We start from the raw sequence: 14044 nt of genomic DNA, 5'->3' as shown, positions 1-14044 counted from the left end.
GGTAAATGGCTGAACGATCTGGCGCCGGCGGCCGACGCTTCGGTAGGAACTTCGACTACCAGGAGTGGGCGGTCGGCGGCTTCCGATTCGCTGAGCCGGATGCCGACCCCGCACAGGACGAGGAAGCCGAGGACGCACCCAACTCGTGGCCGGACCGCCGGGCGGAGCAGGCGCGGCGGCCACGGGTCGAAGGCACAGGGCAGGGGCAAGGCGATATGTCTCAGCGTGAGGTTGACGACTCGTCGTACGACTACGACGACGTTCCCAACCGGTTCGACATCGACGGGTACGGCAGCGGCCTGTTCGGAGGTCCGGGAGCCGATCTCTTCGGCGCGCACGGCCTGCCGGACAGCGTGCCGGAACAGGTGCCCTACACGACGGGCCCCCAGCCGGTCGTGCGGCGCGAGGAGAACCCGGCGGCGGAGTCCGGGTCGCTGGTCCGCCCGTACACCCGGACCGGTGGCCGCACCCGGCCCGATTACGACCTCGCGATCGAGGCGCTGGTGTCGACCAGCGAGCGCGGTCTCGAACGCGACGCGGCGGTGCTCCCCGAGCACCGGTCGATCTGCGGGCTGTGCACCGACACCAGGTCGGTGGCCGAGGTCGCCGCCCACCTCCGGCTACCGCTCGGCGTGGCCCGGGTGCTGATCGGCGACATGGCGAGCATGGGTTTGGTTTTGATTCATCAGGGTGGCTTGATCACGGGGGACAAGCCGTCCATTGATTTCCTTGAGAGGGTGCTCAGTGGGCTTCGCAGGCTCTAGCCCCAACGCGGCCGAAGGCGAACGGAAGCCGACGACCTCCGCGAAGATCGTGGTGGCCGGTGGCTTCGGCGTGGGCAAGACTACGTTCGTCGGTTCCGTGTCGGAGATCGTTCCGCTGACCACCGAAGCGGTGATGACCGAGGCCAGCGCCGGGGTCGACGACCTCTCGGCGACGCCGAACAAGGTCACCACGACGGTGGCCATGGACTTCGGCCGGGTGTCGCTGGACCAGGACCTGATCCTGTACCTGTTCGGCACACCGGGCCAGCACCGGTTCTGGTTCATGTGGGACGACCTGGTGCGCGGCGCGATCGGCGCGATCGTGCTGGTGGACACCCGCCGGTTGGCGGACGCGTTCGCCTCGATCGACTTCTTCGACGACCGGCAGCTGCCGTACGTGGTCGGGGTCAACTGCTTCGACGGCCTGCTGCACCACCGCATCGAGGACGTGCGAGAGGCGCTCACGATCGACCAGTCCGTGCCGATAGTGACTTGCGACGCGCGCAACCGGCAGTCGACCAAGCAGACGCTCATCACGCTGGTCGAGCACGCCATGCGCCAATGGATGTCGGTCCGCGCGGGCTGATCGACCTCACGGGTCGACCGGTGTGCGCGCTGATCTGACGACTTTCGCCCGAAGGGCGGTCTCCTCGTAGGAGGCCGCCCTTCGGCGTGCCCGAGGGGCGGGGGTGGCCCGGTCCGGTCGACGCGCGGGTGGTGTGGTGCGAGCGCCGCGACTCGACGCTAGGGCGTCAGAGGTCCACCGATCAGGTGATCATCTGGCGCGAACGGGGATTACGCTCCGTCGCCTTCGACCAGGGCGGCGGACGTGATGCGGTGCAGCGGGAACCGGCGGACCTCGCCGTAGCTGACGTCCACGCCCTCCAGCACGCCGCCGCCGACGATCTGCGGCGTGATCACCCGCCGGGCGGCGGTGCCGTGGCCGTCCACGAAGTCGACCAGGACGCTGCGACCCTCGCGCGCCGCCCGTTGCAGCAACGCGAGCGTCGCCGACGGCCCCGCGCCCAGGTGACCCGGCACCGACACCCGTGCGCCACCGGTGGTCGTCGCCGCACGGTCACCCGCCCGCACCAGCCGCACCAGCTCGCCCAACTGCTCGTCCGACGGCGCGCTCGGCTGCACCGGCCTGCGCCGCCCCTTGCCCGCGATCCGACGGCCACCGGCCCGCAGGTCCAGCACGTGACCGTCCGGCCCCTCGGCGGCGGGCGCGAAACCGGCGTCGCGCAACCCGTCCAGCACCTCGGCCAGCGGCAGCGGGCTGACCAGCACGGTCGGCGCGATCTTGCGCAGCGCCAGCCGCTCGGCCGCCGCGTGCGACATCACCTCGGTGATCAGCACGGGGTCGTCGCAGCGCAGGAACGACCCGGCCGCACCGCCCCGCAACCTGCCGTGCCTGCGCGCCGCGTCGTCGATCAGGTACGTCAACGACTGCGGCACCGGCGTGCGCGACCGGCTCTTGAACAGCTCGTGCAGGTCGGCGGCGCTGCGCCCGGCGTCGAACGCCCGCCGCACCGAGCCCTCGCGCACCCGGTAGACGGTGGCGCTGCCGGCCGACTCGACGTCCGCGACCAGCGCGATCTCGTCGGCCAGCTCCGGGTCCAACCGCCCGGGCGCGACGACCGTCAGGTCCGCCTGCACCAGCACGTGGTCGACCGGCGCGGGCAACGCGTCGCCCAGCCGTTTCGCCGCCGCGCCGGGGCCCTCGGTCAGCAGCGTGCGGCCCTGCGCGGTGATGGCGTTGTGCGCGAGGACACCGACCTGCGTGCCCTCCTCCACGGTCCAGCGCACCAGCTCGTCCCGCAGCCGCCCGCCGCGCCGGGGCGCCCGCCACGCCAGCACGGCGGCCAGCTCGTCCGGCTCGATCACGGCGGTGCCCGGCTCCAACGCGGCCAGGGCTTCGAGGATGCGCCTGCGGTCGCGTGGCGCACCCGGCCGGTTCAGCTCCGGCGCCAGCGGGTTGAGCAGCCGGTCGCGGTCGTCGCGCTGCCCGATCAGGCCGGGCAGCCGGGGCAGGTCCAGCCACGCCTGGGCCAGCGTCGCCCACCGGTGCTCGGGCGCGGCGACCAGCCACGCGTCGGTCTGCGTGGTCGGCACCCACTCGGGCTCGACGCCCTCGGTGTCGGCGACCAGGCCCGCGTTGACGACCAGTTCGACCAGCAGCGCGGCCCGGCGTTCGTCCACGTCGAGGTCCTTGGCGAGCTTCCGCAGCTCCCGCACGCCCACGCCACCCGACCGCAGCACCGCCGGCGGGTCCTCCGACCAGCTCTTGAGCAGCGTCTCGACGTGCCGGGACAGCTCCAACGCCTCACCGCCGCCGGTGTGGTCGACGTCGGAGAGGTCGCGGCGGAACGTGGTGAGCGGCGGTTCGGTGGTCTGGACCGTGCCGAGCGGCCGGTCGCCCCGGACCTTCAGGCCGATCTCGCGGGGCAGCTCGACGGTCTGCGCGTCACGCCGCACCAGCAGGCCGCGGGCGAGCAGCTTCTGGATCGGCGTCCGGGCGTTGGCGAGGGAGACGACGTGCGCGGCGTCCTTCGTCTGCCCGACCGGCGGGCCCGCGGCGAGGGTCTGCAGCACGCGGTGCTCGTCGGGGTCGAGGGACGTGAGGTCGGCGTCGGCGAGGCGGGGCACGGAGCGTCCGAGACCGCACGGGAACGGGTTGACCGCGTCACGGCTGGCGGGTGGCGTGGACAGCGCGTGGTCGCCGCCCCAGAGCAGGGCACGGGAGCGGAGCGCGTCGAGGGGCGCGCTGATGTCGGTCGTGCCGAACAGCTCCTGCACGGCCGTCCGGGTGACCGGCGCCTGGTCGGCGTCCAGCACGAGCAGCGCTTCGAGGACGGTCAACGTCAGCGTGTCGAGGTCTTCGCAGGCCCGCGCCACGGACGCCCGCGACCCGATGCGGGTGGCGAGCACGGTCGTGTCCGCCGGCGGGGGCGTGGCCAGGTCCGGCCGGGCGCGCAGCAGAGCCACGAGCGCGGAGTCGTCCTGCGCCCGCAGCCACTCGGCGAGGGTCGTGCCGGACATCCTCACCACGGTATATGCCGCCCACCCGCGCCGGGCCGACCAGCCCCCGAAACCCCGCCGCCACCGGTGGGCCGGCCGGAATTGTCGGACCCCGCCGGTAGAATGCGAAACAGGGTTCCCCTGGGCGGGGACGCTTGCGCAGCCACGGGCTTTGGGCGGTCTTTGAGCTTCAGGCAGTCCGTGAGCTTCCGGCGGTCCACGGGGTTCGGGCGGTCCGTGGCCTTCAGGCAGTCCACGGGGTTGGGGCGGTCCGCGGAGTGGTCAGCCATCGGTCGGGGTGGCGGGCCAGGCGTCCCGCTCGGCCAGGTGGAGGACCAGGGCCGCGATGTTCCACGCGTCGTCCTCGCCGGAGTGGTGCCTGCCCTCCAGCGGCAGGCCGGCGATCGTCAAAGCTTGCGCCATCCCCGGCCGTTTGCGCAGGTCGTGCGCCTGGGTGAAGACCAGCTTCGCGTTCCAGTGCCGTCGCCCGAACGGGTACGTCACGCCCGTCGCCCGGCACTGCCGCGCGAACTGCTTGCGGTCGTAGTCGCCCCAGCTCGCCCACGGCCGCACGCCCGCCCGGTGCTCGACGGCCAGCAGCCGGCACGCCTCGGCGAAGTCCACGCCCGTCTCCACCTCCGCCTGCGTGAGCCCGGTCAGTCCGGTGCAGAACGCGCTGACCGTCGAACGCGCCGGCCGGACCAGGACGCGGTGCCTGCCGACCCGTTCGCCCGACGCCAGGTCGACCTCGGTCAGGCCGATCTCGATGATCTCGCTCACCTGCCCGGGCGGCGGCTCGCCCTCCCAGCACGTCGCCTCGACGTCGACCACGTTCAGCAGCTCCGCATCGCTCACCGGCACGAGGGTAGGGATCACACCCGTGACGTGGCTCTCGCTTTTCGCCGCCGGGCACCGCGCGTGGTCACCAGGGCGGATGAGGCACACTTGTCCCGACGAAGGCACGACCGAGGAGGAACCGTGGCCAAGGCCCGCCCCGAGCGCATCGACCCGCACTGGCCGGAGCCGCCCGCCGACGGCAAGTACGCGGTGTCCGAGCTGGCCAGCGACACGCAGGGCGCGATGTCCCCGTTCGGCAAGGTCACCTTCCCGCTGCCGGTCGAAGAGCTCGGCTACCACCACCCGGTGACGGAGATCAACCGCTAGACCGGGCGCGCGCGGCCGTCGAGCCGCGCGCGTTCCGTATATCTGTGCGGACTACGCTCGACACCTCTTGAGCTGTGCTGTTCTGGGAGGTTCGATGCCGGTCCCCGGCCCTGGTTACTCGATCACCGTCCGGCTGGAGGCCCCGCCGTCGGCGTCGGCCGCCGGCGACCTGACCTCGGCCGTCGGCCGGGCGGGCGGCGTGATCACCGCGTTCGACGTCGTCGAGTCGCACACGGACCGGGTGATCATCGACCTCACCTGCAACGCGCTGTCGGCCAACCACGCCAAGGACATCACCGACACCCTGGAGCTGCTGCCCGGGATCGTGGTCCGCAAGGTGTCCGACCGGACGTTCCTGGTCCACCTCGGCGGCAAGATCGAGATCGCGTCCAAGGTGCCGCTGCGCAACCGCGACGACCTCTCCCGCGCCTACACGCCCGGTGTCGCCCGGGTCTGCATGGCCATCGCGGAGAACCCGGACGACGCCCGCCGGCTCACCATCAAGCGCAACACGGTCGCCGTGGTCACCGACGGTTCCGCCGTGCTCGGCCTCGGCAACATCGGCCCGGCCGCCGCGCTGCCCGTGATGGAGGGCAAGGCCGCGCTGTTCAAGAAGTTCGCGGGCGTCGACGCCTGGCCGGTCTGCCTGGACACCCAGGACACCGAGGAGATCATCCGCGCGGTCGAGCTGATCGCCCCCGTCTACGGCGGCATCAACCTCGAGGACATCGCCGCGCCCCGCTGCTTCGAGATCGAGGCGCGGCTGCGGGAGAAGCTCGACATCCCCGTCTTCCACGACGACCAGCACGGCACCGCGATCGTCGTCGTCGGCGCGCTGCGCAACGCCCTGCGCGTGGTCGGCAAGAAGATCACCGACTGCAAGGTCGTGGTGTGCGGTGTCGGCGCGGCGGGCAGCGCGATCATCCGGCTGCTGCTCAAGCAGGAGCCCGGTGACGTGGTGGCGGTCGACGTCGACGGCATCGTGCACCGCGACCGGCCCGGCCTGGACGACAACCTGAAGTCCGTCGCCGCGTCGACCAACAAGGACAACGTCAGCGGCGGGCTGCACGACGCGCTGGTCGGCGCCGACGTGTTCATCGGCGTGTCCGCCCCGAACCTGTTCGGCGCCGAGCAGGTCGCCACGATGAACAGCGACGCGATCGTGTTCGCGCTGGCCAACCCGGACCCGGAGATCGACCCGATGGAGGCGCAGAAGCACGCCGCCGTCGTGGCCACCGGGCGCAGCGACTTCCCGAACCAGATCAACAACGTGCTGGCGTTCCCGGGCGTGTTCCGGGGCCTGCTCGACGCCCACGCCCGCACGATCACCGACTCGATGCTGATCGCGGCGGCCAACGCCATCGCGGACGTGGTGGACGGCGAGCGGCTCAACGCGTCGTTCATCGTGCCCAGCGTGTTCGACAGCACCGTCGCCCCTGCGGTCGCGGAAGCGGTCCGGAAGGCCGCTGTGGAGTCGGCTTCCGCCTAGCATCGGCACCATGAGCAACCAGTTCACCCACTTGGACGCCGCCGGCGCGGCGCGCATGGTCGACGTGTCCGAGAAGGAGCCGACCACGCGCACGGCGGTGGCGTCCGGTGTGCTGCGCACGACGGACGAGGTGGTGGCGTTGCTGGGCAGCGACGGGCTGCCCAAGGGCGACGCGCTCGCCACCGCCCGCATCGCCGGGATCATGGCGGCCAAGCGGACGTGGGAGCTGGTGCCCCTGTGTCACCCGATCGCGTTGTCGGGGGTGAAGGTGGACCTGGTGCTGGGTGACGGCGAGGTGCGCATCACCGCGACCGTCCGCACGACGGACCGCACGGGTGTGGAGATGGAGGCGTTGACGGCCGTGTCGGTGGCCGGGCTGACGCTGCACGACATGGTGAAGGCGGTGGACCCGGCGGCGTCGCTGGACGCGGTGCGGGTCGAGCGCAAGGAAGGCGGCAAGACCGGCCTGTGGGAGCGCCCGTGACGGCCAGGACCGCGCGGGTGATCACGGCGTCGAACCGGGCGTCCGCCGGCGTGTACGCCGACCGCGGCGGGCCGATCATCGTGGCGTGGCTGCGGGAGCGGTCCTACGACGTGCCCGACCCGGTGGTCGTGCCGGACGGCGAGCCGGTGGCCGACGCACTGCGCGCGGCCGTGGCGGACGGTGTCGCGGTCGTCATCACGACCGGTGGCACGGGCGTCAGCCCCACCGACCGCACGCCGGAGGCGACCCGGGCGGTGCTGGACTTCGAGGTGCCGGGTGTGGCCGATGCCATCCGCGTGTCAGGCTGGCCACGCGTGCCGACGTCCGTGCTGTCGCGCGGGGTGGCCGGTGTCGCGGGCCGCACGTTCGTGGTGAACCTGCCCGGTTCGACCGGCGGGGTGCGCGACGGGCTGGACGTGCTCGCGACCGTGCTGGAGCACGCCGTCGACCAGGTGTCCGGAGGTGACCACGCATGACCGAGGTCCTGCGCGCGACCGTCAGCGACCAACCGCTGTCCGTGGACGAGCACGCGAAGCTCGTGGAGCACGCGGCGGCGGGCGCGGTGGTGACGTTCGCCGGGGTGGTGCGCGACCACGACCACGGGCGTTCGGTGCGCGAACTGGAGTACGTCGGGCACCCGACGGCCGGCGCGGTGGTGGCCGAGGTGGTGGCGGACGTGGTGGCCCGGTTCGAGGGCGTGCGCGCGGTCGCCGTGTCGCACCGGGTCGGTCCGCTGGCGATCGGGGACGTGGCGCTGGCCTGCGCCGTGTCGGCCGACCACCGGGGTGAGGCGTTCGCGGTGTGCTCGGAACTCGTCGACGAGGTGAAGCGGCTGCTGCCGGTGTGGAAGCGGCAGGTCTTCGCCGACGGCACCGACGAGTGGGTCAACATGCCCTGACCAGGGCCGATGGCCGCTGGTCGGAATCGACGGCCGCGTGCCCGGGGCCGACGGCCGCCGATCGGGGTCGACGGCCGCGGGCGGTGGCGGTGAGCGCGGGCCGGGGTGCCGGCCGCATCAGCAGGCCCTGACCGGCGAAACCCCGGCGAACCCGGCGACCCCCGTGACCTTGCGCTGACCGGCGACCTCAGCCGGGAAACGGGTCGGGGACCTCGGACCGCCGAGGGGGGTGGTCCGAGGTCCCTCTTCCGTCGTGCACCGACTCGCGCCGGCCACAGATCACTTGGTGGCGATCTTGTGACCCGGCAGGATGAGGTCGGCGTTCGGGATGAACTCCTTGTTGAGTTCGTGCAGCTTCGCCCAGCCGCCTTCGACCTTCAGCTCCTCCGCGATCTTCGACAGGCTGTCGCCGGCCTTGATCTCGTAGTCGCCGTTCGGGTTGGAGGACGGCAGCGCCACGGTCACGGGCGCGGGGGCCTGCTGGACCGGCGCGGACTGCTGGACGGGCGCGGGGGCGGCCTGACGCGGCTGAGCCGGGGCCGGGGCGGTCCGCGCGGGGGCGGGGGCGCCGCCGAGGCCCTTGGGCCCGCAGACGGGCCAGGCGCCGATGCCCTGGGTCTTCAGCACGTTCTCGGCGACCCGGATCTGCTCCTCGCGGGAAGCCTGGTGGGGCATGCCGGAACCGCCGTGCGAGGTCCACGTGGACGGCAGGAACTGCAGGCCGCCGTAGTAGCCGTTGCCGGTGTTGATGCTCCAGTTGCCGCCACTCTCACACGCGGCGACCGCGTCCCAGTTCACGGACTGCGCGTTCGCGGTGCCGGCGGCCATGGCCAGCGGGGCGCCCACGATGACGCCGGCGACGGCGACCTTCGCGATGCTCCGGGCGGTGGAACTGGTGGTCGGACGGTGCTTGCCTCGGTAAGAAGCCATTTCCCTCTCGTCCACCCGCACCTGCTCGACCGGCTCGGGTTCGGGCCCGGTACGCCGTTCGGCTTGATCCCTGTCCGGTGGTTGTCTCTCGCTCGGGGGTGTTCCGGGACACCGTTGGACAGGTTCGGTGCGAGGCGTCCCGGTCTAGCTCTGGTCGGTCGGGGCCAACCGAGAAGCGACGGTACGTAACCGGGAGGCTCACGCCAAATGATCTGCCATGTGACGCACGTCACTGTAACGCGACAGAGTGACTCCCCGAGCGCACCGTTTAGCCAGCTCAGGGCACCGTTACCGGTCTGTTTCCGTTCCGAGATTCACCGAGATCAATCACCGTAAGTGAGGTTTAGCTCACGTGTTAACCCGCAAGAGTGGAGAAGACTCATCCTCCGGCGAACGGCGGCAACACGTCGAGTTGTGCCCCGGAACACACGGCCGTGTCATGATCGCGAACGGCCACACCGTCCAACAGGAAGCTGCACGCGGGCAGCACGCGGGCCACCTTCGCGCCGTGCCGGCGCCGGACCGCCTCGATCGCGGCCTCCACCGTGGCCGCGTCGCCGGGCAGCTCGAAGCTCTCGTCGGGCACGCCCACCGCCGCGCGCGCCCCCGCGAAGTACCGCACCGTCAGCCGCAACTCACCCTCCGATCGCGCTCATGGGCCGGTCCGGCTGGCTGAACCCGGCCGAGTTGATGCCGTGCCCGGCCGCCTTGGCCCACGAGTTGCCGCGCCACACGTGCGCGACGTCCTCGTCCGACGCGCCGCCGCGCAGCAACGCCCGCAGGTCCGTCTCCGACTGGCTGAACAGGCAGTTCCGCACCTGGCCGTCGGCGGTGAGCCTGGTCCGGTCGCACGCCGCGCAGAACGGCCGCGTCACCGACGCGATCACGCCCACCACCGCCGGGCCGCCGTCCACCAGCCACCGCTCGGCGGGCGCGCCGCCCCGCTCGCCCGGCTCGGGCGTCAGCGTGAACTCGGTGCGCAGCGCCGCCAGGATCTCCTCGGCGGTGACCATGTCGTCGCGGTTCCAGCCGTGCTGCGGGTCCAGCGGCATCTGCTCGATGAACCGCAGCTGGTAGCCGTGCTCCAGGCAGTGGCGCAGCAGCGGCACGGCCTCGTCCTCGTTCACGCCGCGCATCAGCACCGTGTTCACCTTGACCGGCGCCAACCCGGCCTCGCGCGCGGCGGCCAGGCCCGCGAACACGTCACCCAGCCGGTTGCGGCGGGTGAGCCGGTGGAAGCGCTCCGGGTCGAGCGTGTCGAGCGAGACGTTCACCCGGTCGAGGCCCGCGGCGACCAGCCCGGCGGCGCGCTTGGCCAAGGTCAACCCGTTCGTGGTCATCGAGATGCGTGGCCGGGGGTCGAGCGCCGCGGTCGCCGCGATCACGTCGTCCAGCCCGGGCCGCAGCAGCGGCTCGCCGCCGGTGAACCGGATGTCGGTCACGCCGAGGCGGGTCACCGCGATGCCGATGAGGCGGGTGAGCTCCTCGTCGGAGAGCAGGTCCGGCTTCGGCAGCCAGTCCAGGCCCTCGGCGGGCATGCAGTAGGTGCAGCGCAGGTTGCAGCGGTCGGTCAACGACACGCGGAGGTCCGTGGCGACCCGGCCGAACCGGTCCACCAGCAGGGGTGAGTCCGGCCGTTCGGACGTGTCCGGGTTGCCGGGTACGACGGGTAGCCCCAACTCGACAGCTGTCACCCCTACCAGGGTAATCGGCTGACACTTGTGGGTGCTGATGGAAATGGGGGACGGCGGCGGGCGGTGACTTGGACAAGGATGCCGAACACGTTCGCCGGAACGTGGAGGCGGAACGCTAAATTGCCTGACATGACCAGTGAGCACGAGGTGCCCGCGGACGTGCTGGAGCGGTTCAGCGTCTACGCGCGGGAGACCAGCGCGCTCACCGTCCTGTTCCACACGCGGGTCGCCGAGCGGATGGGCCTGTCGCCGACCGACGAGAAGTGCCTGGACCTCGCCATGCGGGCGCAGGGCCCGATCACGGCGGGCCGGATCGCCGAGCTGTCCGGGCTGTCGACCGGCGCGGTGACCGGCGTGATCGACCGGCTGGAGCGCGCCGGGTACGTGCGCCGGGTCCGCGACCCGCACGACCGGCGCAAGGTGCTCGTCGAGGTCACGGTGGGCGACGAGGGCAAGTTCGAGGACCTGTTCGCGGGCGCGCAGGAGACGTTGCGCGAGGTGCTGTCGCGCTTCACGCCGGAGGAGCGGGACGTCCTGGAGCGCTACAACCAGGCGCTCGTCGAAACGTTCCGGCGGCGCGTGATCGAGGCCTGAGCCGGCAGCATGTCCGCCATGGCCGCTCAGTGGAACTACCTGATGGACATGGACGGCGTGCTCGTCCACGAGGACCACCCGATCCCGGGGGCGAGCGAGTTCGTCGCCGAGCTGACCGCGAACGACATCCCGTTCATGGTGCTCACGAACAACTCCATCTACACCCAGCGCGACCTGCGGGCCCGCCTGTCCCGCACGGGCCTGGAGGTGCCGGAGGCGGCGATCTGGACGTCCGCGCTGGCCACCGCGAAGTTCCTCGACTCGCAGCGGCCGGGCGGCTCGGCGTACGTGATCGGCGAGGCGGGCCTGACCACGGCGCTGCACGAGATCGGGTACGTGCTGACCGACCGCGACCCGGACTACGTGGTGCTCGGCGAGACACGCACCTACAGCTTCACCGCGATCACCAAGGCGATCCGGCTGGTGGAGGAGGGCGCGCGGTTCATCGCGACCAACCCGGACGCCACGGGACCGTCGCGCGAGGGCTCGCTGCCCGCGACCGGCTCGATCGCGGCGCTGATCGAACGCGCCACCGGCCGTGCGCCGTACTACGTGGGCAAGCCGAACCCGCTGATGATGCGGTCGGCGCTGCGGGCGTTGGGCGCGCACTCGGAGAGCACGCTGATGATCGGCGACCGGATGGACACCGACGTGCGGTCCGGTCTGGAGGCCGGGTTGCGCACGATCCTGGTGCTCACCGGCATCTCGACGGAGTCGACGGCCGACCTGTACCCGTACCGGCCGACGCGGGTGGCCAAGTCGATCGCGGACCTGGTCGGCAACTCGGCCAACCCGTTCCCGGACGAGGTCGCGGACCAGGGCTGACACCTCGGGGTGCTGCGGGCCTCGGCTGGTTCGCACACCCCCCCGACCTGCGGTTATCCCGGAATTGTCGGTGGTCGGGGCTAGCGTGCTCGGCCATGGGCATCGATCACCTGGCGGTCGTCGAGGAGTACAGCGGGGCCTTCACCGAGGCGGTGGCGGGCAACCTCGGCGCGCCGGTGCCGAGCTGCCCTGGGTGGACGGTCGGCGACCTGGTGGCGCACCTGGCGGAGGTGCAGGCCTGGTGGACCGCGGTCGTGCTGGCGAAGGGCGCGTACCCGGACGAGGCGGCGGCGCGGCGGGCCGCCGACACCGGGCCGGACCGGGTCGGGGGGTGGCGGGAGATCAGCGCGCGGTACGTCGCCGTGCAGGAGGAGTACCTGCGTCGCGCCGGGCCGGACGCGCCGGTGTGGGTGTGGTGGAACGACGAAGGGCGCGACACGGCGGCGGCGCTGGTGTCGCGGCAGGCGCACGAGGCGGTCGTGCACTGCTGGGACGCCCAGCGGGCGGCGGGCGCGGTCAAGTCGATCCCGGCCGAGTTGGCCGTGGACGGGGTCGAGGAGTTCTTCGGGCGCTTCCTCCACGGCAAGGCGTGGGAGGGCGGGCCCGCGGTGCTGGAGTTGGCGGCGACCGACACCGGCGCGAGGTGGCTGCTCGGCACGGACGGGTCGGCGAAGCCCGCGCGGCTCGCCGGGGGTGCGGCGGACGTTCGGATCGAGGGGACGGCCGAGCAGCTGTACCTACTGCTGTGGCGGCGGCTCGGGGTGGAGGAGGTGACCGTGACGGGCGACCGCGCGAAGGCGGACGCGTTGATCGGGTGGCCCGACCTGACGTGACGGGAAGCCCGCTCCGGTGGTGCGCGCTGTGCCGGGCGGGTGCGGTGTGCCGGTGGCGTGCGGCGGTGTGCCGGGCGGCTGCGGTGTGCCGGGGGAAGCCGGTGACGGGATGTCGTTCGCGGCGGAGGGCGGAGTGGGGAAGCCGCCGCTCGCGTAGGGCATGCCGTTGATCCGGTCGGCCATGCGTTCGGCCCGGTCGCGCAGCAGTTCGGCGCGGCACGAGCCGGGGCCGCCGAACGCCGCGCCCAAGCGGTCCAGCAGGTCGGCCTGGAGGCGCAGCCACTCGATGTGCTGCCACGGGTGCCACGCCGTGCCCGCCCGCGCGGCCACCGCGACCATCGCCTCGTCCAGTTCGCCCGCGACCTGTTCCAGTTGTTCTCTCATGGCCGATGAGAGCGAGCCGGCCGCCATTCGTCACGGCGAACCACCCGGATCTCACCCCGACGGGGGAGGTTCGCGCCGGTGCGGCCGAAGCGTCCAGGCCGAGCGCTGATCGACTTTTGCGCACCACGCCCCCGAGTCGCTTATCGTCGCAGGTGTGGAACGACCGCTCTTCGTGGTTGGCGACGTGCACGGGCACCTCGCCGAGCTGACCCGCGCCCTGCACGCCTCGGGCCTGGTCGACGCCGACGGTGACTGGTGCGGCGGTGACGCGGAGCTGTGGTTCCTCGGCGACTTCGTGGACCGCGGCCCCGACGGCATCGGGGTGATCGAGTTCGTGATGCGGCTGGCAGAGCAGAGCGGCGGCCAGGTCGACGCGCTCATCGGCAACCACGAGGTGCTGCTCCTGGGCATGCACCGGTTCGGCGACCGCAACGTGCCCGGCGCGCCGACCCCGCGCAGCTTCGCCCGCAGCTGGCTGCTCAACGGCGGCCTGCGCAGCGACCAGGACCGGCTCACCGACGCCCACATCGAGTGGCTGACGTCGCGCCGGGTGCTCACCGAGGTCGACGGGCACCTGCTGATGCACTCCGACACCCTCGCCTACCTCGAGTGGGGCGACACGATCGACGAGGTCAACGAGGCGGTGTGGGACGTGCTGAAGAGCGACGACCTGGACCACTGGTGGGAGTGCTGGCGCAAGATGACGACCCGCTACGCGTTCCGCGGCCCGGACGGCGCGGTCGTCGCGGGCGAGCTGCTCGACGTGCTCGGCGGCCACGAGGTGGTCCACGGGCACAGCGTCATCGCCGACCAGCTCGGCGTGCCGCCGGAGCAGATCGACGGCCCGCTGCGCTACGCCGACGACAAGGTGCTGGCCGTGGACGCGGGCCTCTACAGCGGCGGCCCGTGCCTGGTCGTCCAACTGGTTGCGGAGCACGCGGAGTAGGCGGAGCATGTCCCTACC

15 protein-coding genes and 1 pseudogene are annotated in these 14044 nt (G+C 72.2%); 10 read left to right on the top strand and 6 right to left on the bottom strand.

The window, feature by feature from the left end; all coding sequences use genetic code 11:
- Nucleotides 1-5 precede the first annotated feature (5 nt).
- Together ADK67_RS23550 and ADK67_RS23545 are read left to right on the top strand one after the other, a co-directional pair.
- Entirely contained in the window at nucleotides 6-764 is a 759-nt protein-coding gene (locus ADK67_RS23550; protein WP_063797702.1) for a DUF742 domain-containing protein, read from the top strand.
- Entirely contained in the window at nucleotides 745-1350 is a 606-nt protein-coding gene (locus tag ADK67_RS23545) for a GTP-binding protein (RefSeq protein ID WP_053718648.1), read from the top strand. Before ADK67_RS23550 ends, ADK67_RS23545 begins: the two co-directional genes overlap by 20 nt.
- 209 nt (nucleotides 1351-1559) lie before the next feature.
- Here ADK67_RS23545 and ADK67_RS23540 read toward each other — a convergent pair whose 3' ends face one another.
- Both ADK67_RS23540 and ADK67_RS23535 read right to left on the bottom strand, forming a co-directional pair.
- The gene (locus tag ADK67_RS23540; protein ID WP_053718647.1) at nucleotides 1560-3806 is read right to left on the bottom strand and encodes a helicase-associated domain-containing protein; all 2247 of its coding nucleotides are present in this window, start codon (nucleotides 3804-3806) and stop codon (nucleotides 1560-1562) included.
- A gap of 261 nt (nucleotides 3807-4067) precedes the next feature.
- Nucleotides 4068-4640 carry a 3'-5' exonuclease gene (locus ADK67_RS23535; RefSeq protein ID WP_053718692.1) on the bottom strand — a complete coding sequence of 191 codons (573 nt, stop codon included), beginning with the start codon at nucleotides 4638-4640 and terminating at the stop codon, nucleotides 4068-4070.
- Between the two features lie 123 nt (nucleotides 4641-4763).
- On the opposite strand from ADK67_RS23535, the gene ADK67_RS23530 reads away from it, so the two are divergent.
- The 4 genes and pseudogenes from ADK67_RS23530 to ADK67_RS55395 all read left to right on the top strand — a co-directional run bounded on the left by ADK67_RS23530 (nucleotide 4764) and on the right by ADK67_RS55395 (nucleotide 7820).
- Nucleotides 4764-4949 (top strand): hypothetical protein, encoded by a 186-nt coding sequence (locus tag ADK67_RS23530; protein ID WP_053718646.1) that lies wholly within the window; start codon nucleotides 4764-4766, stop codon nucleotides 4947-4949.
- 94 nt (nucleotides 4950-5043) lie between these two features.
- Nucleotides 5044-6438 carry an NAD-dependent malic enzyme gene (locus tag ADK67_RS23525; protein ID WP_053718645.1) on the top strand — a complete coding sequence of 465 codons (1395 nt, stop codon included), beginning with the start codon at nucleotides 5044-5046 and terminating at the stop codon, nucleotides 6436-6438.
- A gap of 10 nt (nucleotides 6439-6448) precedes the next feature.
- The gene (gene moaC / locus ADK67_RS23520; protein WP_053718644.1) at nucleotides 6449-6922 is read left to right on the top strand and encodes a cyclic pyranopterin monophosphate synthase MoaC; all 474 of its coding nucleotides are present in this window, start codon (nucleotides 6449-6451) and stop codon (nucleotides 6920-6922) included.
- Nucleotides 6919-7820, top strand: a pseudogene (locus tag ADK67_RS55395) (molybdenum cofactor biosynthesis protein MoaE). Before moaC ends, ADK67_RS55395 begins: the two are co-directional and overlap by 4 nt.
- A 279-nt stretch (nucleotides 7821-8099) precedes the next feature.
- Here the strand turns inward: ADK67_RS55395 and ADK67_RS23505 are convergent.
- From ADK67_RS23505 to moaA, 3 genes are all read right to left on the bottom strand, one after another.
- Nucleotides 8100-8750, bottom strand: coding sequence for a transglycosylase family protein (locus tag ADK67_RS23505; protein WP_053718641.1), 651 nt, complete (start codon nucleotides 8748-8750; stop codon nucleotides 8100-8102).
- A 379-nt stretch (nucleotides 8751-9129) separates the two neighbouring features.
- On the bottom strand, nucleotides 9130-9384 hold the full coding sequence (locus tag ADK67_RS23500) for a MoaD/ThiS family protein (RefSeq protein ID WP_053718640.1): 255 nt from the start codon (nucleotides 9382-9384) through the stop codon (nucleotides 9130-9132).
- Between the two features lies 1 nt (nucleotide 9385).
- Nucleotides 9386-10444 (bottom strand): GTP 3',8-cyclase MoaA, encoded by a 1059-nt coding sequence (gene moaA / locus ADK67_RS23495; RefSeq protein ID WP_053718639.1) that lies wholly within the window; start codon nucleotides 10442-10444, stop codon nucleotides 9386-9388.
- Nucleotides 10445-10573: 129 nt separating this feature from the next.
- On the opposite strand from moaA, the gene ADK67_RS23490 reads away from it, so the two are divergent.
- The 3 genes from ADK67_RS23490 to ADK67_RS23480 all read left to right on the top strand — a co-directional run bounded on the left by ADK67_RS23490 (nucleotide 10574) and on the right by ADK67_RS23480 (nucleotide 12696).
- The gene (locus ADK67_RS23490) at nucleotides 10574-11038 is read left to right on the top strand and encodes a MarR family winged helix-turn-helix transcriptional regulator (RefSeq protein WP_053718638.1); all 465 of its coding nucleotides are present in this window, start codon (nucleotides 10574-10576) and stop codon (nucleotides 11036-11038) included.
- Between the two features lie 18 nt (nucleotides 11039-11056).
- Nucleotides 11057-11863 (top strand): HAD-IIA family hydrolase, encoded by an 807-nt coding sequence (locus ADK67_RS23485; protein WP_053718691.1) that lies wholly within the window; start codon nucleotides 11057-11059, stop codon nucleotides 11861-11863.
- Nucleotides 11864-11958: 95 nt separating this feature from the next.
- Nucleotides 11959-12696 carry a maleylpyruvate isomerase family mycothiol-dependent enzyme gene (locus ADK67_RS23480; RefSeq protein WP_053718637.1) on the top strand — a complete coding sequence of 246 codons (738 nt, stop codon included), beginning with the start codon at nucleotides 11959-11961 and terminating at the stop codon, nucleotides 12694-12696.
- Here the strand turns inward: ADK67_RS23480 and ADK67_RS23475 are convergent.
- A complete protein-coding gene (locus ADK67_RS23475) occupies nucleotides 12601-13080 on the bottom strand; it encodes a hypothetical protein (protein WP_053718636.1) in 480 nt (159 codons plus the stop codon). The genes ADK67_RS23480 and ADK67_RS23475 overlap by 96 nt on opposite strands.
- Nucleotides 13081-13234: 154 nt before the next feature.
- On the opposite strand from ADK67_RS23475, the gene ADK67_RS23470 reads away from it, so the two are divergent.
- Nucleotides 13235-14026 (top strand): metallophosphoesterase, encoded by a 792-nt coding sequence (locus tag ADK67_RS23470; protein ID WP_053718635.1) that lies wholly within the window; start codon nucleotides 13235-13237, stop codon nucleotides 14024-14026.
- Nucleotides 14027-14044 lie beyond the last annotated feature (18 nt).

It is taken from the genome of Saccharothrix sp. NRRL B-16348, assembly GCF_001280085.1.
Classification (GTDB): domain Bacteria; phylum Actinomycetota; class Actinomycetes; order Mycobacteriales; family Pseudonocardiaceae; genus Actinosynnema.
The sequence above is the reverse complement of the archived record's forward strand: the minus strand, read 5'-3'. Positions and strand labels throughout refer to the sequence as shown.